This window comes from Halosimplex salinum (assembly GCF_003730195.1).
In the GTDB taxonomy this organism is placed as follows: domain Archaea; phylum Halobacteriota; class Halobacteria; order Halobacteriales; family Haloarculaceae; genus Halosimplex; species Halosimplex salinum.
On sequence record NZ_QWGG01000001.1, the window covers coordinates 600,624 to 624,116 of the forward strand.

Genomic DNA, 23,493 nt, shown 5'->3' on the forward strand with positions numbered 1-23,493 from the left:
CGGTGCCGTTGATACTACCGTCGCTCTCCGACTGTACGTCCATCGAACAACGCGCCCGGGCGAGCGTGACTGAACGATACAAAAACGACATGTCCACCGTCACGATCCGTCAGCCGGTCGTTGCCACGGACCTCCCGACCGTCGAGACGCCGATCGACGTGGGCGACGGCCCGGCCCCTCGAACCGTTCAGACGTTTCCACAGTCCGTCGCGAGCGGTGGACCCACCCCGAACGGGATCATCCTCTGGACGCGTATCGATCCCGACCGGTACGATCCGTCGAAATCGTTGTATCTCGAGGTCTCGAGCGACCGGTCGTTCGACGAGGACGCCACGGGGTTCGAGTTCTCGGGACCCGGCGTGAAACCCCCGGACAACTACACAATTCGCGTCGACCTCCAGGGGCTCTTGGATCCCGACTCGGTCTACTACTATCGGTTCACGTATCGCGGTGTGCGAAGCAACACCGGGCGATGTCGGACGCTCCCGGCCGTGAACTCCTCCCCGGAATCGCTCCGGTTCGGGGTGTTGAACTGTCAAAACTATCACAACGGCTACTTCGGCGCGATGACCCGTCTCGCGGAGACGGACGTCGACTTCGTCCTGCACCTCGGGGACTACATCTACGAAGAAGTCACCGACGGAGAACCGACGGATGGCGAGGGCCGGTACGCGGACCGGCGCATCGACCTCCCGGACGGCGGAACGCGGCCGATGAGTCTCGACGACTTCCGGGAGATTTACGAGACGTACAAGGTGGATCCGCATCTTCGACGGCTCCACGAACGTCACACCGCCCTCCAGACGTGGGACGACCACGCCATCGCCAACGACCGCTACTGGGACTACGAGACCGATGCACCGGTGTTTCCCGATCACCCGTGCGGAGACGTCCCGGAGTTCACGCGGTATCTCACCCGGGCGGGGATTCAGGCGTGGTGGGAGTTCATCCCCGCGCGCATCGGGTACGACCCGACTGCGGACCACATCCACGACTCGTTCGAACTGTATCGGAGCCTCCGGTTCGGCGACCTCGTGACGCTCCTGTTGACGGACGAACGGCTCTACAGGAGTCGACCGCGGTCCTGGCCCGCAATACTGTTCAATCTCTGGACCAGACCCGACTCGCCCCGGACCATGCTGGGAACGACTCAACGTCGGTGGCTCTGCAGTGAACTCCGCGAGAGCGAGACGGTGTGGACCGTCTGGGCGAACGCGGTCCTGTTCAAGCCACTGTATCTCCTCGCCAAGGGGTTGATATTCTGGAAGGACGCCTGGAGCGGGTTCGAGTCCGAACGGCGGGCGATCATCGAGGTCCTCACCGAGGTTCGACGACGGGGCGGCACGAACGTCGTCGTCCTCACCGGTGATATGCACATGACCCTCGCGACCCGCCTCCGAAACGAGCGGAACGGCGAGACGCCAGTCGGTGTCGAGTTCATGACGCCGAGCGTGACGAGCGTGAACCCCCTCGAAAAAGCCGAGGCGTTCGCCGAGAGAGTTGCTGCGCGTCTCTCGCCGAGCGCAACGAACAGGAGTGCGATTCGCAACGCGATACAGAGCCTCAGTGACTGGATCGAACGGTCGGGCCGCTGGATGCTCTCACAGATCCTCGGACGTGGCTCGGCATCGGGGGCGGCAGAACGGCTCGCGGACGCCGGACTGGCGCCTCACTTCACGCTCGCCGACGGTGCCGAGTGGGGATACTCCGTCGTCGAGTTCTCGCGCGAAGCTTGTACGTGGGACGTGTACTGGGTGGACAAGACGGTCGATTCGCCGACGGCCGAGTGCAAACCCGCGTATCGGATCTACCTTCCTGCAGACGAGTACACGATTCGAGAACGGCATGGAGAGATCTCTGAACCCGGGAGTGCTCGGTAGAGAGACGTCCGTCATCACTCCTTCCCACGAGTCTACTTCTATTTATACATGTTAGAACGGTTCCAACTATCCCGGACCGCTGCCAACGTGCGACGCTCGTGAGTCAGCGCAGCGAGAACGTGGATGGGTTCGGGCGGAGTGTGAACCAGAGGAAGACGTGCTCGCTACGCTGCGCGCGCCTTCCAGGGTTCAACTCCGCCGGAGCCACACAGACGGCGCTGGCTCCTCACTTCGTTCGTCGCAGTCGCCGTCAGAAGTGGGTTCGGGCGGAGTTGAACCACCGATCTCGGCCTTGTAAAGGCCGCGTCATAACCAACTAGACCACGAACCCTCGCCTGACGGTTCCGCCTGCCCCGGAATAACCCTTTCTCTCTCGGTCGAACCCCCAGGCTTACGCCGACCCCGCTCCTCCCACCGGTATGGTCGACAGCCGCATCGTCTGGGGGTTCGCAGTCTTCCTCCTTCTGCTGGTCGGGGGCGTCTACGTCTCCCAGTCCGGGCTCCTCTATCAGATCGACGAGCCGAACCCGGACGGGTACGAGCGAGTCACTGTCACCGCCTACGACGACAACGGGACGGAACTCGCGACGGTCGAGGTCCGCGTCGCCGACACGCAGCCCAAACGATACCTGGGACTGAGCAACACCTCCGAGCTATCGACGGGGGCGGGGATGCTGTTCGTCCACGAGTCGGAGGGGAGTCACGGCTACGTCATGCGAGATATGGCGTTCCCGCTGGACATCGTCTTCGTCGACGCGGACGAGCGAATCACGACGATCCATCACGCGGGCGTGCCGGAGGGCAGCTACGAGCGGACCTACCGGGGTCGTGGCAAGTGGGTACTGGAGGTTCCCCGCGGCTGGGCGAACGAGACGGGCGTCGAGGAGGGCGACCGGATCGCCGTGCCGCCGGCGGCACGCAACGTGAGCGGGTGACCGGTGTTCGGGCCCTCGGCGGCGGCACGGCTTTCGAAATGAGAAGGAATCACAGGGCTTCGACGCTCTTTTGCGGGTCCACGCCGTCAAGGTAGTCGATGAGTGTAGACCTCGACGAGGAAGAGGTCTTCGAGGACGTCCGCGAGCGCGTGGACGACCCGATGCGCCGGCTGTTTGCCGAGTACGGCCGCGACAACGCCTTCGAGTTCGTGGTCGGGCTGATAAGCAGTATCGCCGCGAGGGTGCTCGACCTGATCCCACCGCTCCTGTTGAGCCTCGCGGTGGACGCCATCTTCCTCGACAACACGGAGTATAGCCTGTGGTTGGTCCCCGACGCGTGGCTGCCGACCGACACCGCCGCCCAGCTGTGGCTGACGGTCGCGATCATCGCCGCCGCCTTCCTCGTCGGCGCCGCGTTCCACTGGACGCGCAACTGGGGCTGGAACTCGTTCGCGCAGTCTATCCAGCACGACGTCAGGACCGACACGTACGACAAGATGCAGCGGCTGAACATGGAATTCTTCGCCGACAAGCAGACCGGCGAGCTGATGTCTATCCTCTCGAACGACGTGAACCGGTTGGAGCGGTTCCTCAACGACGGCATGAACTCCTTCTTCCGGCTGTCGATCATGGTGATCGCGATCGCCGGCATCCTCCTGTACACCAACTGGCAACTGGCGCTGGTGGCGCTGGGCGTGGTGCCGCTCATCGCGCTGTTCACGAAGAAGTTCATCGACATCATCCAGCCGAAGTACGCCGACGTTCGGTCGTCGGTGGGCCAGCTCAACTCCCGGCTGGAGAACAACCTCGGCGGCATCCAGGTGATCAAGGCGGCCAACACCGAGGGGTTCGAGTCCGAGCGCGTCGACGACGTGAGCGAGGAGTACTTCGACGCCAACTGGGACGCCATCGACACGCGGATCAAGTTCTTCCCGGGCCTGCGACTCCTCTCGGGCATCGGCTTCGTCGTCACGTTCGTGATCGGCGGACTCTGGGTGATCGGCGAGCCACTGGGCCCGCTCTCGGGTGAACTGCAGGCCGGGGAGTTCGTCCTCTTCATCCTGCTGACTCAGCGGTTCATCTGGCCGATGGCGCAGTTCGGGCAGATCATCAACATGTACCAGCGGGCCCACGCGTCCAGCGAGCGCATCTTCGGGCTGATGGACACGCCGAGTCGCATCCGCGAGGAACCGGACGCGGACCCGCTCGTCGTCGACGAGGGTCACGTCGAGTTCGACGACGTCTCCTTCGGCTACGACGACAGCGAGAACATCGTCCAGGACATCACGTTCGACGTGGACGGCGGGGACACCGTCGCGCTCGTCGGGCCGACCGGCGCCGGCAAGTCGACGGTGATGAAGCTCCTGCTCCGGATGTACGACGTCGACGAGGGTGCGATCCGGATCGACGGGACGGACCTGCGCGAGGCGACGATCCCGAGCCTCCGGCAGGCGCTCGGGTACGTCAGTCAGGAGACGTTCCTCTTCTACGGGACGGTCGAGGAGAACATCGAGTACGGCACCTTCGACGCCGACCGGGAGTCGATCGTCGAGGCCGCGAAGATGGCCGAAGCCCATCAGTTCATCCAGAACCTCCCGGAGGGGTACGACACGAAGGTCGGCGAGCGCGGCGTGAAGCTTTCGGGGGGACAGCGCCAGCGTATCGCCCTCGCGCGGGCTATCCTGAAAGACCCGGACATCCTGGTCCTCGACGAGGCGACCTCGGACGTGGACACGGAGACGGAGATGCTCATCCAGCGGTCGCTGGACAAGCTGACGGCCGACCGGACGACCTTCGCCATCGCGCATCGCCTCTCGACCATCAGAGACGCGGACAAGATCGTCGTCCTCGAGGACGGGAAGATCGTCGAGCGCGGGAGCCACGACGAACTCATCGCCGAAGACGGCCTCTACGCGAAGCTCTGGGCGGTCCAGGCCGGCGAGATCGACGAACTCCCCGAGGAGTTCATCGAACGGGCGGCGCGCCGGCGCGCCCAGACCGAGGCGTCGGACGACGACTGACGCGGTAGCGGTCTGCGAACGGTCGCGGTCGTCTTCGATCCCCGTGCGGGCGGGTAGCACGTCTCCACGCCGACTCAGGCGGGAAGCTTTTTGCGTCCGGCCGTGGGACCCTCGGGCATGAAAGTCCTCCTGGGCATGGGCGGAAGCCCCGACGGATTCGACGCGCTGGAGGAGACGCTGGACCGCGCCCGCCAGGCCGGTGACGACCTCACTGTCGCCGTCCTCGACACCTCCGAAGACTACGACGTCGACGAGGTAGAGGCGAAGGTGCGCGAGCGACTCGACGAAGCGGGCGTCGAGACCGAGATACACACGCTCTCGGGTCACCCCGGGAGCCAGCTCTCGCAGCTGGCCGAGCGCGAGGGGTTCGACCGAATCGTCATCGGGGGCGGCCAGCGCAGTCCGATGGGAAAGATCGAACTCGGCGAGGTCGCCGAGTTCGTGCTGTTGAACGCCGACACGACGGTGACACTCGTCAGATGACAGGACGCACCTATCCCGACGAGCCCGTCGACTCGTTCCCGGACCCGCCGCTGTCGTTCACCGACGGCGAGGGCCGCGAGATCCGAATCGAACGCAGCGGGATCGACGACTTCGAGGAACTCGTCGAGATGTACGACCGCTTCGACCCGGCCGACCGCGCACAGGGGATCCCGCCGGTCAAAGAAGAGGCCATCCGTGAGTGGCTCGACGAGCTCCTCACCGAGGAGTCGGTCAACGTCCTCGCCGTCCACGACGGAACCCCGGTCGGCCACGCGATCCTCGTCCCCGACCGCGAGGAGGCGTTCGAACTGGCTGTGTTCGTCCTCGACGACTACCAGAGCGCGGGCATCGGGACGAGACTCCTCGAGGCGCTACTGGGGTACGGGAAAGAAGCGGGCATCGAGCACGTCTGGCTCACCGTCGAGCGCTGGAACGAGTCTGCCATCGCGCTGTACGAGAAGCTCGGCTTCGAGACGAGCAACGCGGAGAGCTTCGAACTCGAGATGGCGATCCGGCTGGGCGATTAAACCGAGAGGACCGGCTGGCTCGCGTATTCGACGACGTACTGCGCCGACTTGCCCAGCGCTTCGTCCGGTTCGGTACCGCGTTCGCGCGGGACGACGATGAAATCGACGGGGAGCTCCTCGGCGACGTCGAGGATGGCGCTGCCGGGGTGCTGGCGGAGCCGCGAGCGCGAGAAGCCGACGACCGTCGAGTGGGTCACCGACACGCCGTCGGCGAGTTCGTTCGTCTCGTCGACGAACGACACCTGTTCCTCGGCCACCGTCTCCGCGTCGACGTCCCCGCTCTCGATCCCCCGTTTGACCGGCTCGTCGATCACGTGCAAGACGTGGACCGCGGCGTCGTACCGGTCGGCGACCGCGAGCCCGTAGCGGATGGCCGCCTCGGCCTGCTCCGTGTCGTCGACCGGAACGAGGACCTGCTCGATGTCCAGACTCATAGTCACCACGTCCGTCGGGCGACGGCAAAAAGACACCGAGGTTCGTCCGACGTGGCCCTCGCCCCGCGTACGGGCCGCTCGCGTTCGAGACGCTTCGCTCGCCCTCGCACGGTTCGCGGTTCCCTCCGGTCACCGCTCACCCTTTCGGAGGCGCTCGCGTCGCTCGCGCCTCCCGACTCGCGGGTCGCTTCGCTCGGCCTCGCATCTCGCGTGGTTTATGACCCTGGCCCGGGATAGCTCGACTATGTTCGACACGGTGGTCATCGCGACCGACGGCTCCGAGAGCGCCTCGCGCGCCGTCGACGTGGCGCTGGACTTCGCCGACAAGTTCGACGCCGACGTCCACGCGCTGTACGTCGTGGACCGCGGAGACGTGGCGGCCTCGCCCGACGAACTTCGCAAGGAACTGGTCGACGCGCTCGAAGCTGCCGCCCAGGAGGCGCTGGACGACGTCCGCGACCGCTCCGACCGCTCGGTCACGACGGCCGTCCGCAACGGCCGACCCGGCAAGGAGATCCCCCAGTACGCGGAGGAAGTCGACGCCGACGCCGTCGCGCTCGGGACGCGCGGCCGTCACGGCGACCACGGGTTCGTCCTCGGGAGCGTCGCCGACGCCGTCGTCCGCCGGTGTGACCGCCCCGTGCTTACCGTCCGACAGCTCGACGACGCCGAGGCCGAGTCGCTCGCCTGACCGCGGGACGGTCGGACTCTCTCAGCCGATCGCGTCAGACCCGGCCAACCGGGGGCTTCATTGCCCCGCGACCGTTCTCGACCGTATGGACGACTGGATCATCGACGGCGACCGACTCCCGCTCGAACGGAAGTCGGTCCTGCCGGGCGAGGGGTTCTTCTACCCGGATTCGCTGCGCGAGACGAAAAAAGAGAGCGAGGCGGTCGAGGCGCTGTCGGGCGCCGAGACGATCGTCGTCGCCGACACCGACGCGGACGGACTGGGCTGTGTCGCCCTCGTCCGCGAAGTGTACGGCGACGACGCCGCCATGGTTCCCTCCGGCCCGCACGAGCTCCGCCAGAGCATCGAGTGGGCCGTCGAGTACGCCCCCGACGGCGCGACCGTGTTCGTCTGTGATCTCGCCCCGGACAGCGTCGACGACGTCGAGGGGCTCGACGCGCTCGCGGACCGGACGACCGTCCGCTGGTTCGACCACCACCAGTGGGACGACGACGTCGCGGCCGCTGTGGAGGCAGCCGGCGTCGACCTGACAGTCGGCGACTCCGACGAGGTCTGCACGACCGACGTGGCGCTCGCGCAACTCGACTACGACTTCCCCGAGAAGTTCGCCCGGCTGGCGCGCGTCACCCGCGACCACGACCTCTGGATCAAAGACGACGAGCGCAGCGACGACCTCGCCGACTACGCGATGTGGGCCGACCCCGAGGAGTACGTCCGGGTGATCCGCCGCTACGGCGTCGACTTCCCCGAAGCCGTCGAGGAGTTCCTCGAAGAGGAGCGCGTGGAGAAGGAGGCCCTCATCGAGAAGGCCGTCGAGCGCGCGGAACTGCGCGAGGTCGGCGACTGGACCGTCGGCGTCACCTACGGCCGCTGTTCCCAGAACGAGGTCGCCGAGGCGCTCCGCCAGCAGGGCGCCGACGCCTCCGTCATCGTCAAACCGGCCGGGAGCGCCTCGATCCGCGGCTCCGAGGGCTTCGAGCGCGCCCACGAGGTCGCCGAGCAGGTCAGCGGCGGCGGCCACCCGCGCGCCGCGGGCTGCAAGCCCCACATCTACGACGACATGCTCGACTACGCCCACCACTGGACGACCCGCGGCGCCGTCGCGAAACAGGCGATCCTCGACGCGTTCCGCGCGCTTCCCCCGGAAGAGGCCGAGGAAGGCGTCGACACCGACCGATAGGTCGACGAGACGGTCTCGAAACGACGGCTCCGCCCTCTCAGAACAGCGATTTCACGTTTTCGCGCAGTCGCTGAGTCCGCGCGGCGCGGACGGACTCGTCCGCGCCGGCCCACCAGAGATCGAACGATCCGAGTTCGGCGATCCACGTGACAGCGAGATAGAACCGCTGGCGCCGTTCGAAGGCCGCACCGTGGTCGAAGACGGCTTCACCGTCCGATGCCGCGCTGCGTTCGGACTCGTAAGCGTCGAGGAGCGTCTCGCGGACGCGCCGGCGGACGGGTGAGTCCGGCGGCGCTTGCTTCGAGAACTCGCGAGTCACCCAGGCGAGTTCGTAGCGCGGATCACCCGCCTGTGCGGCGCCCCAGTCGAGGACAGCCGTCAGCTCGCCCGATTCCGGGTCGGCGAGCACGTTCCCCGGTCGGTAGTCGCCGTGGAGGAGCGCCGGTTCGGCCTCGAGTTCGAGCGCGTCGAACCGCTCGTCGGTGTACTCACGCAGGGGCGATTCGAGGTCGGCGAAGCGCTCGTCGAGGTCGGCGAGTGCGGCCGTGACGATGTCGCGGAGGCGGTCGGCCCACGAGTCGCGCCCGTCCACGACCGCGATCCTGTCCGCTACCGTGGCGCCGTCGTCGTCACCTCTGGGGGCATCTGGATTCGCCACGAGGTCGCCGAACGAGTCGAACGTTCGCAGGTCGTGGATCTGCGCGAGGGCGCGGCCCGACTCGCGGAGGAATCGGTCGGCGGACGGTTCGGCATCCTCACCGATGGGGACGGACACGGCTGATTCGCCCGGCATCCGCTCCATCAGGAACGCGGGCGCCGGGAGTTCCTCGTGAGACTCGCGGACGCCGTACACTCGCGGGACTGGCAAGTCGGTCTCTCGCCCGACGAGTTCGAGCAGATCGACTTCGACGAGAAAGCGCTCGTGGGTGCGAAAGGAGAGCGCCTCGGCGGTGCGGAAACACTTCAGGACGGCCTCGCGTTCGGGCGCCGAGTGCTCGCTGCCCCCGTCGCCGGTCGCGACGGTGACGCGGTAGACGATGTCGCTCGCTTCGGCGACGGGTTCGGCGTCCACGAGACGCCAGTCCGGGCGGACTGACGTGACGGTCGCCGCGAGTTCCTCGCGAGAGAGCGGGTCCGCGGGCCCGAAACTCGGATAACTCATGCGCGGTCGGCCGCTCTCACCGCTCGCCGGCGAGCCACTTCTCCGAGTAGGGCGTGCCGCAGGTGCACTGGACGTACGCGTGTATCACGTCGCCCTCGGCGTAGAGCCCCTCCACCTCTTCGTTCTGTTCCTCGGCGAAGGCGAAGACGAAGCGGGCGTCGTGGGGCCCCTCGGTCTCGTCCGTGTCGGGACAGACGCCACCGGTGCAGTCGGCGTCGACGCTCCCGTCGTTCGCCATCGCCTGCTTGGCGAAGGCCATCGGGTCGGTGTCGGTGGCGCGCTGGAAGGCGCTGCGGCCGCTGTCGCCCTCGACGACGAGGACGACACCGCCGTCCACGCGCTCGCCGTGGCCGGCCAGCGCGTCGATGCCCGACACCGCGTCGTCTGCGAAGTACATGAACACGTCTTCCGGCCGGTCGCCGGCCAGGAACTCCTCGCGGTCGCTCATGCCCGGAGAGAGTCGGCCACGGGTGAAAAAGAACGCGTTCGCATACGCTCGGGTTCTGGGGACGTCCTCGCGCCGCGGCGCGACCGCTCGGTACACGGGCGGGGCGCTTCACGCCGTGATCGAACCCTGACCTACCGCTCGGACGGCTCCTTCTCGTACGCCTCCAAGCGGTCGTACTCTTCGGCCGTGATCGGGAGGACCGTGCCGTGTTTGAATCCGTACGGGAACTCGAACTCGGCGTCGGCGCGCACGAACTCGTCCTCCAGCGAGTCCGCCACGAACGGGACGTAGCCCTGCGTCTCCGGGCTGCCGCCGAAGTAGTCCAGGAACAGGCACCACCGCCCGTCGTCGAGTCGCACGGCGGTCGGCGCTTCGTACCGCCCGCCCTCCAGCCCCTTCATTGTCCGATCGAACGCCGACACCCGGGTGAACGGCCCGGTCGGCCGGTCGCTCCGCAGCAAGATGATTCCGGTCGGGTTCGCGTCGCTCTTCAGGAAGCAGTAGTAGGCGCCGTCTTCCTCGTACATGGCGGAGTCGATGACGCCGCTATCCGCTTTCCGGTACAGGAGTTCCGGGTCGGAGAACGTCTCGAAGGAGTCGGTCGTCGCGTAGTAGATCGCTTTGTCCTCGAAGCCGTCGCGACGGTGTGAAGACGACCAGTGGACGACGTACTCGTCGGTCTCGCCGTCGTAGGTGATGTCCGGCGCCCAGAGACAGCCGAACTGCCCGTCTTCGAACTGGACCATCCGCTGGTCGGACCAGTCGGTCAGGGTCTCGGACTCCCACATCACGAGCGAGTCGCTCCCGTTGCGATTGATCTCCTCCCACGAACCCTGGTACTGATTGGCATCCCGTACGCGAGGCTGAGGTCGGTCCCCAGTATCACGAATCTCCCGTCCTCCGTTCTGGTGATCGTACAGTCTCTCACTCCCTTGTCGCCCTCGTAACTCCAGAGGACCGGGTCGCCGCCGTTTACCGCCTCCCAGTGGAAGCCGTCCCGACTGATCCCGAAGTACACCTGCTCACCGTCCGGCGTCCGCGTCTCCCTGAAGTGAACGAACAAGTACGGCATCTCTACCCCGTTGTTGACGGGTGGGGGCGTATCCGTTTCCGTTCGATCGACTACCGGGCGCCCGAACCGAGGCGGCGGCATCGAGACCCCGTGTGCGAAATGAATTTGCCGAGGCTGGAGCGACCTGTCGGTGACAGCGGCTCCCGTGGGAAGACACCCCGTGTGCGAAATGTAATCGGGGCGACCGATGCAGGAGCGAATCCCGCCACCGCGGAATCGTCGCGGGGTCGGGCCACCTGTAGAGTCCACCCGCGCATCGACGGCCGGAGCGAATTCGGAGACACGGACACGGCACCCCGTGTGCGAGATGAATTTGTCGACGGGTCACGGGTCTAAACCGTCCGATGCCGGGGGCGTCAGTGGGGGCCACCCCGTGTGCGAGATGATTTCGTGGCCCGCGAGCGGCGGACTGCGAGACCGGATCGGCAGGCCCCCCCGTGTGCGAAGTGAAACCGGCGTCCGACGAGCCGACACCCCGTGTGCGAGATGAAATCGGTCCGGGACGGTGTCGAGACGGAGCGCTAGTGCTCTTCGAAGAACTCCTCGGTCTGGGCGGTGACGACGGACTCGATGAGGTCCTCGTTGTTTTCGACCTCCTCGAGCCGGATATCGGTCTGTAGCGTCTCCGCGACGACTTTCGGGTCGTCGATGAAGGTGTACTCCTTGTGGACGCCGCTCCCGTAGCCGCGGCCGCGTTTCTCCGACGTGATGAAGTTGTACGTCTCCGCCTCGCTCATGTACCGGAGGTACGAATCGCGGGACTTCTCCTCGGTGTCCACGAGGCTCGTGAGATACTGGTACACGCGGTAGGCGACGGTACTCGGCACCGCGTTCAAACTCCGCTGGGAGTAGACGGGGACGACCGCTGTCGCGTACAGGGAGAGCTTCTTCTGTGCCGAGAGCCCCTGCATCTGGGTCAGCGTGCGGTCGCGTTCGGCCTCTTCCTGCGCCCCCCGGACGTGGTCTTCACGGACCGTCTCCTGGCCCTCCCGGTCGGCGATCTCGCCGGCTTTCCGGAACAGGTCGATGGCTTTCCGCGCGTCGCCGTGGTCCTGTGCGGCGAACGCGGCACTGAGCGGGATGATCCCGTCTTCGAGCACCCCGTCCTGATAGGCGTCTCGCCGTCGTTCGAGGATCGCCTGCAGCTGATTCGCGTCGTAGTCCTGGAAGACGACGTCCTGCGGGTTGAACGAACTCTCGGCGCGGCCGTCGAGGTCCTCCATGAACCGGGGGTCGTTCGTGAGTGCGGCGACCGAGACGTGGCCGTCGATCCGGCCGAGCTGCGTCGCGCGGGAGAGCTGATAGAGGAGTTTCGAGTACGCCGGCTCGGCGTTCGGGTCTCGCTGTCGACCCACGAGGAGGTCGACCTCGTCGAGGATGATGATGACCGAGTCGAAGTTGTCGCTCAGGATATTGTAGAACCGTTCGAGCTTCTGGTCCGTCGAGATGCCGCTCTCGGGGACGCCGAGGTCGACGCCCGCTTCGGTCGCGGCGTTCTTCGCCAGCCGATACACGGCGCGGTCGTGGGACTTGATCGTCTGACAGTTGATCCTGATGACGCCGAAGCGGTCGTCCTGGGACTTCGAGAGCGCCAGCACCTGTTCGCAGACGGCGTTGATGATCAGCGACTTCCCGGTCCCGGACGGACCGTAGAGGAGCATGTTCGGCGGTTTGTTGCCCTGAAGCGCCGGACGGAGGTACGTGATGATGTCTTCTAACTGCTGCTCGCGACCCACGATGCGGTCCTCGTCGATGACGACGTCCGGATCGAGCAACCCCTTGTCTCTGAAGACGGAATTTTGGACACCTCCCTGAAGACGGCCCTTGATGGATTCCGAGAGAGACGAACTATCGTCGCCGTTGGCCATGATACCCGTCTCGATGTCCTCCTATATATACTTCCTGAGACCGTGTGCGAGATTAAATACTGCGAATTCGGACGTATATAGCTATCTGTGCGGCGTGGGTGTTGAAGGCGTTCGACCGATGGCAAAGTCAATTCCTGATCCCCACCCCGTGTGCGAAGTGAAATGGCACGCGAGACGGACGACCACTCGGTACCGCCGAGACGTCTCGACGGGCGTTTCGTCTCGTTCCCCAGTCTCGGATCGCTCTTCGGTCCCGCATCACTCACCAGTCTCTGCTCGCCCTGCGGTCCCGTCGCGCTCTCGGGTCCGACTACCCCCACCCCGTGTGCGAGATGAATTCGGCCGAGGGGTACCGGCCGCCTCTCACCGGGTTTCGGGTGGGTCGCCGGAGAAGAAGCGTGAACGGCGAGAGGACGCGTAGATTCCTACGAAACATCGCCGAGCTCTGGCGAGTCGTATCACATTTCTATCTGTTTCAAACCGACCGACACTAGCTGGATTACAGAGTTATTTTCAGGCCCATATCATAAAAGTATCCGTTTCCAATAGCGGACCGGAGTCGAGTCTTCTCGGAGAGTCTCGGGCGGAATTTCGGTGGTTCACCCGACGTTCGACCCGCAGCCCCGGAGACCCACCCCGCCCTCCTCCCCGAATTCATCTCGCACACGGGGTGTGGGGGGGAGAAGAGAACCGCCATCGGAGGAAGAGATAGTCGGATTTCACTTCGCACACGGGGTGCCCTTCGGCGGAGCAGTAGCTCGGTGGCGCGGGGGAGTCGTGGCCGCCACTGGGCGGTCGGTTCGATGACTGGCGACACTACTCGCGGACGCCGACGGGTGACGATCGACCGAGCGTGTTCAGCACGACCAGCGCGGCCGACGCGACGACGACGAGCACGACGGCGACCGGGACGGCGGCGTCGAGCCCGCGGCCCTGGAAGGTCGCCCATATCTGGACGGGGAGGGTGCGGGGGTAGTACGCCAGCATGAGCGTCGCACCGAACTCGCCGGCCGCACGGGCGAACGCCAGCGTCGCGCCGGCGAGGATCCCGCGGCGAGCGAGCGGGAGCGTCACCCGTCGGAGCGTTCGCCAGCGCGAGACGCCCTGCGTCCACGCGACCTCTTCGAGGTGACGGTCGACGCGTTCGAACGCGCTCCGCGCCGAGAGGACGACGAACGGGGAAGCGACGAATGTCTGTGCGAGAACCACACCGAAGAGCGTCCCGTCGACGGATATTCCCACGAGTCCGCCGAGCCCGTCCGACCCGAACGCGCTCAACAGCACCATCCCGCTGACGACCGGCGGGAGGACGAGCGGGAAGGCGACGACGGCCGTCACGAGCGTCTGTCCGCGAACGTCGGTGCGCGCGAGCCAGTAGGCCAGCGGCAGGCCGAACAGCAGCGCGAGTGCCGTGCTCGCGGTCGCGGAGACGAGCGTGTTCCGCGCGGCACCGACGACGAACGGTTCGTTCAGCGACGCGAGGACCGAGGCGGGCGACCGGGCGAGGAACAGCCACGCGACGGGTAGCGCGTAGAGGACGAGCAGCGTCGCGCCCGCGATGGGGACGGCCGTCTCCCACGCCGCCCGTTCACGAGCGGATGCCACGCGGGGGATCACCACTGTATTCCGGGAACGTCTCGGGGACGGCGAAGCCGTGGTCGGCGAGGTAGTCGCCGGCGACGAGGTGGTCGAAGGTCCCGTTCACTCGCTCCTCGTCAGTTCGGGCGACCGCGCCGTACTCGATGGGTGCGCCGCGGACCGTCTCGCCGCTCGGGAGGTCGTAGCTCGTCGTCCGGTACCTGTCGTCGCGGGCGGGGTCGCTCAGGTCGACGTCGGTCGGCAGATCGACGTATTCGTAGCCGCGGTCGACGGCCATACTCCGGTAGACGAGTGCGGCGTCCAGATCGCCGGTCTCGAACCGGGAGAGCAGGGACGTCTCCGGGTACACCTGCCGTGAGTCGGTCAGGTTCGCCCGCAAGTTCGGCCGGTCGTAGTACCCCTCGGCGAGTTCCAGGGCGAACAGCGTCCGGTACCCCAGCGGATCGAGATTGGGGTCGGTGCGCCCCAGCGTCGCCTCGTCCGCGAGAACCGGGTCGAACCAGCGGTCGGCGTCGCGCACGCGCCGACCGCCCTCGCTCTCCCGGTCGTAAGCGACCACGAGCGCGTTCGTCGCGAATCGGACGTGCCAGTCGGTGTCGAGTACCCCCTCGAACAGCACGGGATCGGCGAGCGCGACGATATCGGGGTCCCGCCTGCCCTCCGTGACCAGTCTGGCGACCGTCACGGAACCGTGGGTCTCGACTCGCACCGGTCGGTCGACGGCCGCCCGAAACCCCTCCGAGAGGGGCAACTGGAGGCTTCCTGCGGCGAGGACCGAAACGGCCTCGTCGCTCTCATCGCCGGCGCCGGCGACGCTCCCGACGCTCCCGGCACAGCCGCTCAGAGTAGCGGCCCCACCCGCTGCTCCGGCGGCACCGACCGTTCGAAGAAACCACCGTCGTGTCGGCAGCCCGTGCCCGTCCCCCGACCGTTGTGTCGACCGCCCGCGATCGCCTCCCGACCGTTGTGTCGGCATAGACATATCGACGTTGTGTCGGTCGAGACATAACGATTTTGGTCGGGCCGGTCGACGGGGCGGTATGGACGCGGGATTCGAGGCACATCTCCGGGTGGGCGACGAGTCCTTCGACGGTCGAGACGCGGCGCTGTTGCGCGCGGTCGCCGCGGAGGGGTCGCTCAACGCGGCGGCGTCGGCGCTGGGGCGCTCGTACTCCAGAGCGCACGCGCGGATCGGTGACCTCGAAGCGGAGGCGGGGTCACTCGTCGAGCGCGAGCGCGGCGGGAGCCAGGGCGGCGGCAGCCGACTGACCGACGACGCCCGCGAGTTGCTCGCCCAGTTCGACCGACTCCAGGCCACGCTGGAGGGCACGGCCACCACGGAGCGACTGGTCCTCGACGGCACGGTCGAGGAACGGGACGGCGACCTCGTCACCGTCGAGACGGTCGCGGGGAGCGTCCGCGCGCTCGCTCTCACTGACGCCGAGGACGTGCAGGTCTCCTTTCGCTCAGACGCGGTCACGCTTCACGCGCCCGAGAGCGCTCCCAGCGGTGGCGAGACGAGCGCGCGCAACCGATTCGGGGGAACCGTCGTCGACGTCGACCCTGGCGAGGGGACGGCGCTGGTCCGTATCGACGTGGGCGCGAACGATCCGCTCGTCGTCCGGGTCACAGAGACGAGCCGCCGAGAACTGGGGCTGGAAGCGGGAGAATTCGTCGTCGCATCGTTCAAGGCGACGGCGACGCGCGCGACGGCCGCGCCCGGAGCGGGCGGTGGCGACTGACCCGTACGACGGCGACAGCCGGCCGGTCAGAGCGTCTTTTCCATCTCGACGTGGTCGATACCGGCTTCCTCGAACACGTCGCTCGTCGTCTCGTAGCCGAGCCGCCGGTAGAACGCTTCGACGTGGGTCTGGGCGTGCATGATGAGGCGGTCGATACCGCGGTCGGCGGCGGTCGCTTCGAGCGTGTCCATCAGGTCGCGTCCGATCCCCTCACCGCGTCGCTCGTCGACGACCGCGACCCGCTCTACTTTCCCGACGCCCGGGTCGACCTCGCGGAGCCGTGCGGCGCCGACCGGTTCACCCCCGGCTGTCGCGACCAAGTGGACGGCCTCGTCGTCTCTGCCGTCCATCTCGATGTCTTCGGGGACGCCCTGTTCCTCGATGAAGACCTCGCGGCGGACGGAGAGCGCCGCCTCCCGGTCGGGGTCGCTCTCTGCGACTCGCACGTCGACAGTCATGCCAGAACGTTCGTGGCCGGACGCTCCTGAGAATTGCGGTCGAGCGGTCCCAGGACAGCCGTCGCGCCGGTCGTCGTGTTGTCAGCGTGTCCTTTTTGCCACTGGCGGTCCTACTTCGGCCATCGTATGTCCGACTTCGAAACCTACGACTGCGACAACTGTGACGGTGAGTTCGCGGCCCATCCCAGCGCACGCGCCGCCGAAACGAGCTACTGCAGTCCGCGCTGTGAATCGGTCGGCACCGGACTGGTCTGACGTCGTTCCGGTCGGGCACGGACTGGGGGGCCGGCGGAGGCCGAGATCAGGCCCGGTGCCGAGCGCACCGGCGGGTCGAGAAGCGACCGAAGCGGTTCGAAAAGCAGGGCCGTCCGTCGTCGGATTCACTGCGGTCAGCGGCCAGTACGCGTAGACGGCTCGATTACGCGTCGTCTGGGCTGTAGTTGGGTGCTTCGTCGGTGATGACCACGTCGTGGGGGTGGCCTTCCTGCTGGCCGGCCTGCGAGACCTTCACGAACTCGGCGCGGTTCTTGAACTCGGGGATGGTCTCGGCGCCGACGTAGCCCATGCCCGATTTCATGCCGCCGACGAGCTGGTGGAGTTCGCTGGCGAGCGTGCCCTTGTAGGGCGTCGCGGCCTCGACGCCCTCGGGGACCATCTCCTCTTCCTCGTCCTCGTCGACGTCCTTGAGGTAGCGGTCGCCGCCGCCGGACTGCATCGCGCCGACCGAGCCCATGCCGCGGTACTGCTTGTACTTCTTGCCGTTCATCGTGACGACGCGGCCCGGCGCCTCGTCCGTGCCGGCGAAGTACGATCCCAGCATGACGGCGTCGGCACCGGCGGCGATGGCCTTGATGGCGTCGCCGGAGTAGCGGATGCCCCCGTCGGCGATGACGGGCACGTTGTGCTGGCTCGCGACATCGGCGACCTGCGCGACGGCGGTGATCTGGGGCATCCCGGCGCCGGTGACGACGCGCGTCGTACAGATGGAGCCGGGACCGATGCCCACCTTGATGCCGTCGGCGAAGTCGACGACGGCCTCGGCCGCTTCCCGTGTGCCGACGTTGCCGACGACCACGTCGGCGTCGACCTCGTCGGTGATCTCGCGAGCGCTGTCGACGACGTTGAGGTTGTGCGCGTGGGCGCAGTCGATGAACAGCACGTCGGCGCCGGCCTCGTCCGCGGCCTCGGCGCGCTCTGCCTCGAACGGGCCGACGGCGACGCCCGCGCGGAGGGCGCCGTCCTCGTCGCGAGCGGCCGCGTCGTACTCGCGGCGCTGGAGGATCCCCTGCATCGTGATGAGGCCGACCAGGCGGTTGCCGTCGTCGACGATGGGGACGCGCTCGATCTTGTGTTCGTACATGAGTTCGAGCGCTTCGCGCGGCGTCACGTCTTCGGGCGCGGTGATGACTTCGTCGGTCATCGCCTCGCGCACCTCGTCGGACTCGCCGACTTCGAGGTACGGGCGGATGTCCGTCCCGGAGATGATCCCCAGGACGTCACCGTCGTCGCTGACCACGGGCGCGCCGGAGACGCCGGCGCGTGCCATCATCTCGTCGACCTCTCGGACCGTCTGGTCGGGTGAGGCCGTCACCACGTCGCGGATGATGAGCTCGTCGGCGCGCTTGACGCGCTCTATCTCTGTGACCATCTCGTCGACGCTCATGTTGCGGTGCATGACGCCAAGTCCACCCTCGCGAGCCATCGCGATCGCCATATCGCTCTCGGTGACGGTGTCCATCGCCGCCGTGAGCACCGGCACCTGCAACTGGACGTTCTTCGACACGCGCGTCGTCGTGTCGGCCTCGTCGGCCTCGACCCGACTCTCCTTGGGACGGAGGAGTACGTCGTCGAACGTCAGCGCCTCAGGTACGCGGAGTTTCTCCGAGAACGGTTCGGAATCGTTCGCCATGTAAATCGTCGCCCCCGCCGGGCCAAAAACGTTGCGAGACGGTCGCTCCGTGGGACCCGTTCCCGAGACTCCGAACGGCCGTTCGGCACATCTGACGCCCGATTCGGGCACGTTCGCGCCGTATGTGGCCGTCTCTCACGCAATCCTTATACCCAACTGGAAAATAATGATAAACATGGATTCCGCCAGTCCCATCGCTGCTGGCATCGGTCAGAAGACTGCCCGCGACGCATCGAGCGTCGCGTTCACAGCTTCTGCCGACTTCTTCAAACGGGACTTCGCGGAGATCCCCACCTCGAACTTCGGCGCCGACTGGTGGCAGTCTACCGGTCGCCGAGGACCGTATCGAGGATCGGGACACCCACTGGCCACGGGAGACGGCCACTGCTGAGTGCATGAGTAGCTCCCAGCACCCGGTCGCGCTCACCGTCGAGCGGCAGGTCGGCGGTGCGACGAAGCTCCTCGCGACCATCATGTGTCTCCCGCTGGTCGACGGCATCTTCCCCGCACTCGTCCTCGCGGGCGCGCTCTCGGACCCCATCGGCATCCTCGAGGTCGGCCTGCTCATCTTCGGCGGGAGCGCCACCGTCGCGGTCATCCTCGCCGAGATGGACGGCACCCGCCGCGAGCAGGTGACGACCATCCTCGCCGTCGGTGCGGTCCTGATACCGGTCGCCGCCGTCGAGGCCGCGCTCGCGCCGACCATCCGCGACATGCTCTCGATGGTCGTCTTCGAGCGCTTCGCGGGCCTCGTCATCCTCGCGGTCGCCGCCAAGACCGCCAGCGCCCGCATCGGCGAGTATCTCCCCCGCCCCGCGGTCATCATCGGCCTCGGTCTCGTCGCGAGCTTCGACCCGAGCGGCCTCGCGCTGACGGTGACGACCGACCTCGAACTGGTCGCGCGAGCGGTGGCGGCGGCGGGCGTCGGCGTCGGCTTCGCGCTCCTGGTCGCCCTGCTCGGCCCGCGCCTGCGCGCCGCGGTCGACATCGACCGCTTCCGCTTCGGCAGCGCCGTCGCGCTCGGCGTGCTCCCGCTCTCGATCTTCGGGCTCGTCCCCGGCGACGCGCCCCTCGCACTGGCCGTCCTCGGCGTGACCGCCCTGTTCGCCTTCGATCCCGACGGCGCGCGCGAGTACGACGTCGTCCCCGGTGACACGCCGGACGACGCCGCTGTCGCCGACGGCGGCGACGTCGAGGACGCAAGCGGCGACGAAGCCGATGCCGAGGACTCGGAGTCCGAATCCGTCCCCGGCCGCGTCTCCAACTACGTCACCACCGACGACGAACGCGCGCCGTGGCTGTGAGTCGGTGAATTCGACTTCCGTTCTTCGGACGTAGCGACCCGATCCTCAGCCGTGAGTGGAAGGGCTTTAGCGGGGGCGCGGCCATGCAACGGTATGGCAGACAATCGCGTCGTGCAGGGGCGGATGGTCACGCCCAAGAGCCTCGCGGAACTCATCGAGGGCGAATCGGTCATGGACGCCGAAGCCATCGAGGACGCAGACCGGGAGTGTCCCGAGTGCGCCGGCGACGTCCTCGAAGTCGGCTACATGCCCGGCGTCACGTCGTTCGTGACCGGCTACAAGTGCCAGGACTGCGACTGGTCCGCGATCGAAGACGACGACTGAACGCCAGAGACCGAAACCCCTTTAGTGGGATTGGGCTTACCGATGCATGCAGGCGGGGTCGTGGCCAAGTCCGGCATGGCGACTGACTCCAGAGGCAACGCGCCCGGGACGACACTCCAGCTGATATACTGAACGGGTCGGCTGATCACTGACCCTGTGATGACCCTCTGGGGTTCCGAGGCGCAACCGGAGATATCAGTCGATCGGGGGTTCAAATCCCTCCGACCCCATACTTCTGCGCCGAACTACGACGGCGAGCACCTCGTGTGCTCGCCAGTCGTGAGGCGCGACGGATGTCTCGGTGGGATTTGAACCACGCGAGTCGGAGCGCGAACGAAGTGAGCGACCGTCTCGCGGTCGGGTGAAAATCCACTCCGACCCCATACCGTATTTAAACCTTCCTTAGAATCTCCTCTGTATCCCGTCGGTGCCCACAGGCCAACCCAAAACGCTCTACCCGTTCAGTCACTGAACTCTTCGAGAACCGTCCTGATAGAGCGCTCTACTTCCCTGAACTCGTCGAGACTGAGCGGGTCGGTCGTCACGAACACGCCGTGGTCGCCGACAATGGTCCTCGTGATAGAGCCCCACTCGAAGACGCGAATGGTGAACTGGTACTCACCGAGTTCAGTCTCGTCGTAGGTCTGCTGGGAGGTGAACCCGAGTCGTTCGTTCGCGACGAACGGTTCCAGGTCGGCGTCCTGTTCCAGGTCGCTCCGGAGGTACAACTGCTCGTAATCGTCGGCGGTGAAGTACGTGATACTACGGACGTCGTCGCCGATCGCGGTTCGAGAGACGCTGACGAGTTCCGATTCGAGTTCGGCCAGATCTTCGGACGATCGCATGGCAGACGGTACGGAACATGGCTGTAAATCATCACTTGCCAGTGGGTTACCAGTCGCACACGCGACGCGTCCGGGTCCGAGACACACCGAGCATCCCCACATCGCGGTTCGAGACGCCGTCGACTCGGGGTCTGGAACGCGGGAATTTTTGTACGAAGACTACAGTGACGTAGCAAGTAGATGGCCAGTAGCGCGTGGCGGCGATTTCGTCGGAACTTCTTCAGCGTGCTGTGGATAGTCCTCGTTCTCGCTCTCACCCGTCTCAAGAACGCCCTCACCGTGGTCGGACTCGGGGTCGCCGCGGTCTATCTCTGGCAGTTCGCGGGCGTCCTCGTCCAGTTGAACCTCGTGGCGGCCGGTTCGAACCTCGCCATCGCGGTCGGGGCGCTGTTCGGCAGTGCACTGAGTTTCTTCGGGAGACCCGGCCGCGGTATCGTCGCGTTCGTGCTCGTCGTCGCGGCAGTCGGCGGTGGTGGCGCCGTTGTAGCGTCCGAGGGCGACCTCGCCACGCAGTTCGACAACCCGCTGGAGTCCGAGGGGGCCGAGACGCCGCCGGAACCCACACCGGAGACGGACCGCTCCGAACGGTCCGGCGAGTCGTCCGGGTACAGCGGTGACTACGACTGCGACGACTTCTCGTCGCAACGGGCCGCACAGGAAGTGTACGAGGAGTCGAACGGGGCACACGGGCTAGACGGCGACGGTGACGGCGTGGCCTGCGAACATCTTCCGTAATCGGCCGCAGGATTCGAGCGCCCGTCGACCGTCACCCCAGCCACACGCTCGCGAAGGAGTCGAAGTACTCCTCGCCAGTGTCCACGAGCACGTGCTCCCCGCCCAGCCCGGTCACCCGGTTCTTCACTTCGTCGACGTGCGCGTCGAGGCGCGACCGATACGAGTCGGCCAGTGACTGACTGAAGTACGAGCGGCGGGTCGTCTCCGTCTCCGGGTCGGCGAACAGCGCGTCCCCGACCACGTCGGGGTCACGCTCCTCCGGCGCCACGACCCGAACTACGAGCACGTCCACGTCGTTCCGAGCGAGCGCCGACACCCCGGATTCGATCGCCTCGGGTTCGGCCAGGCAGTCGGTCACCAGCACCACCAGCGACCGCGAGCGGATCTGGTCGGCGTAGGCCGAGAGGACGGTCTCGAAGTCCACCTCGCCCTCGGGCCCTAACCCGTTGATCTGGTCGATGAGCGCCAGCACTTCCCCGCGATTCGAGCGGCCGGTGTCCAGCCGATTCACGCGCTCGCCGATCGTCGAGAAGCGGAAGTCGTTGTGCTCCTCGGCGGTGAGATAGCAGAAGCCGAGTCCGATCTTCGCGCCGTACTCGAACTTGTGGACGTTCCCCCGGCCGTAGTCCATCGACGCGCTGGAGTCGAGGAGCGTGTGGACGGTCAGATTTCGCTCCTCCTCGAACTGCTTGATGTAGTACTCCTCGGTGCGGGCGAACAGTTTCCAGTCGATCAGGCGCGTGTCGTCGCCGGGGGAGTACCGGCGGTAGTCGCTGAAGGTCAGCCCCTCACCCACTCGGGGCGACTGCTGTTCGCCCTGGCGGACAGCGGCGGTCTCGCGGTCCAGCGCCGCGTCGAAGCGGTCTAGTTCGTCGAGGAAGCCCGGATGTATCGTCACGGCTCACTCCAGCAGGGACTCGATCACGTCGTCGGGGGTCTGTCCGTCGCGCTCGGCGCGGAAGTCGAGGATGATGCGGTGGCGCAGGACCGGCGCTGCGAGCGCCTCGATGTCCTCGGCCGAGACGTGGTTGCGGCCGTCGAGGAACGCCCGGGCCTTCGACGCCACCACGAGCGCCATGCTCGCGCGGGGGCTGGCGCCGAACTCCACTGCCTCGGCCTCGCGGGTCGCGCGGACGAGTTCTATCGCCCGGTCGCGGAGGTCGTCGGCGATGGGCACCTCGCGGACGAGGTCCTGCGCTTCGCGGATCTCCGCGCGGGTCAGCACCTGTTCGACGGGGACCTGCCGAGCGCCGCTCGTGTACAGGTCGACGATGTCGCGCTCCTCGTCGGCCTCCGGGTAATCGACCACGAGTTTGAGCATGAAGCGGTCGGTCTGGGCCTCCGGGAGGGCGTAGGTGCCGCCCTGGTCGATGGGGTTCTGCGTCGCGAGGACGAAGAAGGGTTCGGGGAGACTGTAGGTGTCGCCGCCAGCGGTCACCTGACGCTCCTGCATCGCTTCGAGCAGGGCGGCCTGGGTCTTGGGCGTCGCCCGGTTGATCTCGTCCGCGAGGACCACGTTGGCGAAGATCGGGCCTTTCTCGAAGACGAACTCGCGCCCGGTCTCGGTCTCGCGGATGATCTCGGTCCCGGTGATGTCGGAGGGCATCAGGTCCGGGGTGTTCTGGACGCGCGAGAAGGCGAGATCCGTCACCTCGGCGACGGTGCGGACCATCGTGGTCTTGCCCAGTCCGGGGTTGGACTCGAGGAGCGCGTTGCCGTCGGCGAGGATGCACACGAACAGCTGTTCGAGCACCTCCCGCTGGCCGACGATGCGCTTGCCGACCTCCGCGCGGGCGGTCGCGAGTCGGTCCTGCAGTGCCTCTACGTCGTCGAACTCGTCGATGTCTGGTTCGTCTTGCATGGGTGGTGGGTCTCA

26 protein-coding genes and 2 tRNA genes are annotated in these 23,493 nt (G+C 66.7%); 14 read left to right on the forward strand and 14 right to left on the reverse strand.

The genetic code is table 11. The features are described from left to right. Positions 1-89 precede the first annotated feature (89 nt). Complete coding sequence (locus tag D1409_RS02990; protein WP_164471547.1) at positions 90-1,880, forward strand: alkaline phosphatase D family protein; 1,791 nt, start codon at positions 90-92, stop codon at positions 1,878-1,880. Between the two features lie 257 nt (positions 1,881-2,137). Here the strand turns inward: D1409_RS02990 and D1409_RS02995 are convergent. Next, positions 2,138-2,211 (reverse strand) — tRNA-Val (locus D1409_RS02995). 88 nt (positions 2,212-2,299) lie between these two features. Here D1409_RS02995 and D1409_RS03000 point away from each other — a divergent pair. From D1409_RS03000 to D1409_RS03015, 4 genes are all read left to right on the forward strand, one after another. Next, entirely contained in the window at positions 2,300-2,815 is a 516-nt protein-coding gene (locus D1409_RS03000) for a DUF192 domain-containing protein (RefSeq protein WP_123533879.1), read from the forward strand. Between the two features lie 98 nt (positions 2,816-2,913). Continuing rightward, complete coding sequence (locus D1409_RS03005; RefSeq protein ID WP_123533881.1) at positions 2,914-4,836, forward strand: ABC transporter ATP-binding protein; 1,923 nt, start codon at positions 2,914-2,916, stop codon at positions 4,834-4,836. Positions 4,837-4,953: 117 nt separating this feature from the next. Further along, positions 4,954-5,319, forward strand: coding sequence for a universal stress protein (locus tag D1409_RS03010; protein ID WP_123533883.1), 366 nt, complete (start codon positions 4,954-4,956; stop codon positions 5,317-5,319). Continuing rightward, positions 5,316-5,846: a GNAT family N-acetyltransferase gene (locus D1409_RS03015; protein WP_123533885.1), complete on the forward strand. Its 531-nt coding sequence runs from the start codon at positions 5,316-5,318 to the stop codon at positions 5,844-5,846. The genes D1409_RS03010 and D1409_RS03015 overlap by 4 nt, the downstream gene beginning before the upstream one ends. On the opposite strand, the gene D1409_RS03020 is transcribed toward D1409_RS03015, so the two are convergent. Then, on the reverse strand, positions 5,843-6,280 hold the full coding sequence (locus D1409_RS03020) for a universal stress protein (RefSeq protein WP_123533886.1): 438 nt from the start codon (positions 6,278-6,280) through the stop codon (positions 5,843-5,845). The two genes, D1409_RS03015 and D1409_RS03020, sit on opposite strands and share 4 nt — an antisense overlap. Before the next feature lie 244 nt (positions 6,281-6,524). On the opposite strand from D1409_RS03020, the gene D1409_RS03025 reads away from it, so the two are divergent. Both D1409_RS03025 and D1409_RS03030 read left to right on the forward strand, forming a co-directional pair. Then, complete coding sequence (locus tag D1409_RS03025; protein WP_123533888.1) at positions 6,525-6,971, forward strand: universal stress protein; 447 nt, start codon at positions 6,525-6,527, stop codon at positions 6,969-6,971. A gap of 85 nt (positions 6,972-7,056) precedes the next feature. Then, positions 7,057-8,151, forward strand: a complete 1,095-nt coding sequence (locus D1409_RS03030; RefSeq protein ID WP_123533890.1) for a DHH family phosphoesterase — start codon at positions 7,057-7,059, stop codon at positions 8,149-8,151. A 37-nt stretch (positions 8,152-8,188) separates the two neighbouring features. Here the strand turns inward: D1409_RS03030 and D1409_RS03035 are convergent, their stop codons facing one another. From D1409_RS03035 to D1409_RS03060, 7 genes are all read right to left on the reverse strand, one after another. Beyond that, the gene (locus D1409_RS03035; protein ID WP_123533892.1) at positions 8,189-9,313 is read right to left on the reverse strand and encodes a phosphotransferase family protein; all 1,125 of its coding nucleotides are present in this window, start codon (positions 9,311-9,313) and stop codon (positions 8,189-8,191) included. A gap of 16 nt (positions 9,314-9,329) precedes the next feature. Beyond that, a complete protein-coding gene (locus tag D1409_RS03040) occupies positions 9,330-9,761 on the reverse strand; it encodes a DUF5807 family protein (RefSeq protein WP_123533894.1) in 432 nt (143 codons plus the stop codon). A gap of 131 nt (positions 9,762-9,892) precedes the next feature. Continuing rightward, a complete protein-coding gene (locus D1409_RS03045; protein ID WP_206424956.1) occupies positions 9,893-10,549 on the reverse strand; it encodes a glycoside hydrolase family 43 protein in 657 nt (218 codons plus the stop codon). Further along, positions 10,549-10,833: a hypothetical protein gene (locus D1409_RS25135; RefSeq protein WP_206424957.1), complete on the reverse strand. Its 285-nt coding sequence runs from the start codon at positions 10,831-10,833 to the stop codon at positions 10,549-10,551. Before D1409_RS25135 ends, D1409_RS03045 begins: the two co-directional genes overlap by 1 nt. 521 nt (positions 10,834-11,354) lie before the next feature. Continuing rightward, the gene (locus D1409_RS03050; protein ID WP_123533896.1) at positions 11,355-12,701 is read right to left on the reverse strand and encodes an orc1/cdc6 family replication initiation protein; all 1,347 of its coding nucleotides are present in this window, start codon (positions 12,699-12,701) and stop codon (positions 11,355-11,357) included. A gap of 816 nt (positions 12,702-13,517) precedes the next feature. Next, on the reverse strand, positions 13,518-14,315 hold the full coding sequence (locus D1409_RS03055) for a molybdate ABC transporter permease subunit (protein WP_123534814.1): 798 nt from the start codon (positions 14,313-14,315) through the stop codon (positions 13,518-13,520). After that, the gene (locus tag D1409_RS03060; RefSeq protein ID WP_123533898.1) at positions 14,290-15,276 is read right to left on the reverse strand and encodes an extracellular solute-binding protein; all 987 of its coding nucleotides are present in this window, start codon (positions 15,274-15,276) and stop codon (positions 14,290-14,292) included. Before D1409_RS03060 ends, D1409_RS03055 begins: the two co-directional genes overlap by 26 nt. A gap of 64 nt (positions 15,277-15,340) precedes the next feature. Between D1409_RS03060 and D1409_RS03065 the strand changes: the two genes are divergently transcribed. Then, positions 15,341-16,042, forward strand: coding sequence for a TOBE domain-containing protein (locus D1409_RS03065; RefSeq protein WP_123533900.1), 702 nt, complete (start codon positions 15,341-15,343; stop codon positions 16,040-16,042). Between the two features lie 26 nt (positions 16,043-16,068). On the opposite strand, the gene D1409_RS03070 is transcribed toward D1409_RS03065, so the two are convergent. Then, positions 16,069-16,500, reverse strand: a complete 432-nt coding sequence (locus tag D1409_RS03070; RefSeq protein ID WP_123533902.1) for a GNAT family N-acetyltransferase — start codon at positions 16,498-16,500, stop codon at positions 16,069-16,071. A gap of 126 nt (positions 16,501-16,626) precedes the next feature. Between D1409_RS03070 and D1409_RS25520 the strand changes: the two genes are divergently transcribed. Continuing rightward, the gene (locus D1409_RS25520; RefSeq protein ID WP_268895804.1) at positions 16,627-16,755 is read left to right on the forward strand and encodes a hypothetical protein; all 129 of its coding nucleotides are present in this window, start codon (positions 16,627-16,629) and stop codon (positions 16,753-16,755) included. A 163-nt stretch (positions 16,756-16,918) separates the two neighbouring features. Here D1409_RS25520 and guaB read toward each other — a convergent pair whose 3' ends face one another. After that, positions 16,919-18,409 (reverse strand): IMP dehydrogenase, encoded by a 1,491-nt coding sequence (guaB, locus tag D1409_RS03075; RefSeq protein ID WP_123533904.1) that lies wholly within the window; start codon positions 18,407-18,409, stop codon positions 16,919-16,921. A 175-nt stretch (positions 18,410-18,584) separates the two neighbouring features. Here guaB and D1409_RS24275 point away from each other — a divergent pair, with 175 nt between their 5' ends. The 4 genes from D1409_RS24275 (at position 18,585) to D1409_RS03090 (ending at position 20,267) form a co-directional block, all read left to right on the forward strand. Next, entirely contained in the window at positions 18,585-18,800 is a 216-nt protein-coding gene (locus tag D1409_RS24275; protein ID WP_164471548.1) for a hypothetical protein, read from the forward strand. A 4-nt stretch (positions 18,801-18,804) separates the two neighbouring features. Continuing rightward, complete coding sequence (locus D1409_RS03080) at positions 18,805-19,713, forward strand: DUF5794 domain-containing protein (protein WP_123533906.1); 909 nt, start codon at positions 18,805-18,807, stop codon at positions 19,711-19,713. A gap of 93 nt (positions 19,714-19,806) precedes the next feature. Next, positions 19,807-20,037: a DUF5795 family protein gene (locus D1409_RS03085; protein ID WP_123533908.1), complete on the forward strand. Its 231-nt coding sequence runs from the start codon at positions 19,807-19,809 to the stop codon at positions 20,035-20,037. Between the two features lie 54 nt (positions 20,038-20,091). Next, positions 20,092-20,267, forward strand: a tRNA-Trp gene (locus D1409_RS03090). Between the two features lie 231 nt (positions 20,268-20,498). Here the strand turns inward: D1409_RS03090 and D1409_RS03095 are convergent. Continuing rightward, a complete protein-coding gene (locus D1409_RS03095; RefSeq protein ID WP_123533909.1) occupies positions 20,499-20,882 on the reverse strand; it encodes a DUF7522 family protein in 384 nt (127 codons plus the stop codon). A gap of 180 nt (positions 20,883-21,062) precedes the next feature. Here D1409_RS03095 and D1409_RS03100 point away from each other — a divergent pair, with 180 nt between their 5' ends. After that, positions 21,063-21,617, forward strand: coding sequence for an excalibur calcium-binding domain-containing protein (locus D1409_RS03100; protein ID WP_123533911.1), 555 nt, complete (start codon positions 21,063-21,065; stop codon positions 21,615-21,617). Positions 21,618-21,648: 31 nt separating this feature from the next. Here D1409_RS03100 and D1409_RS03105 read toward each other — a convergent pair whose 3' ends face one another. Then, on the reverse strand, positions 21,649-22,515 hold the full coding sequence (locus tag D1409_RS03105; RefSeq protein WP_123533913.1) for a DUF58 domain-containing protein: 867 nt from the start codon (positions 22,513-22,515) through the stop codon (positions 21,649-21,651). 3 nt (positions 22,516-22,518) lie between these two features. Continuing rightward, positions 22,519-23,478, reverse strand: coding sequence for an AAA family ATPase (locus tag D1409_RS03110; protein ID WP_123533915.1), 960 nt, complete (start codon positions 23,476-23,478; stop codon positions 22,519-22,521). Positions 23,479-23,493 lie beyond the last annotated feature (15 nt).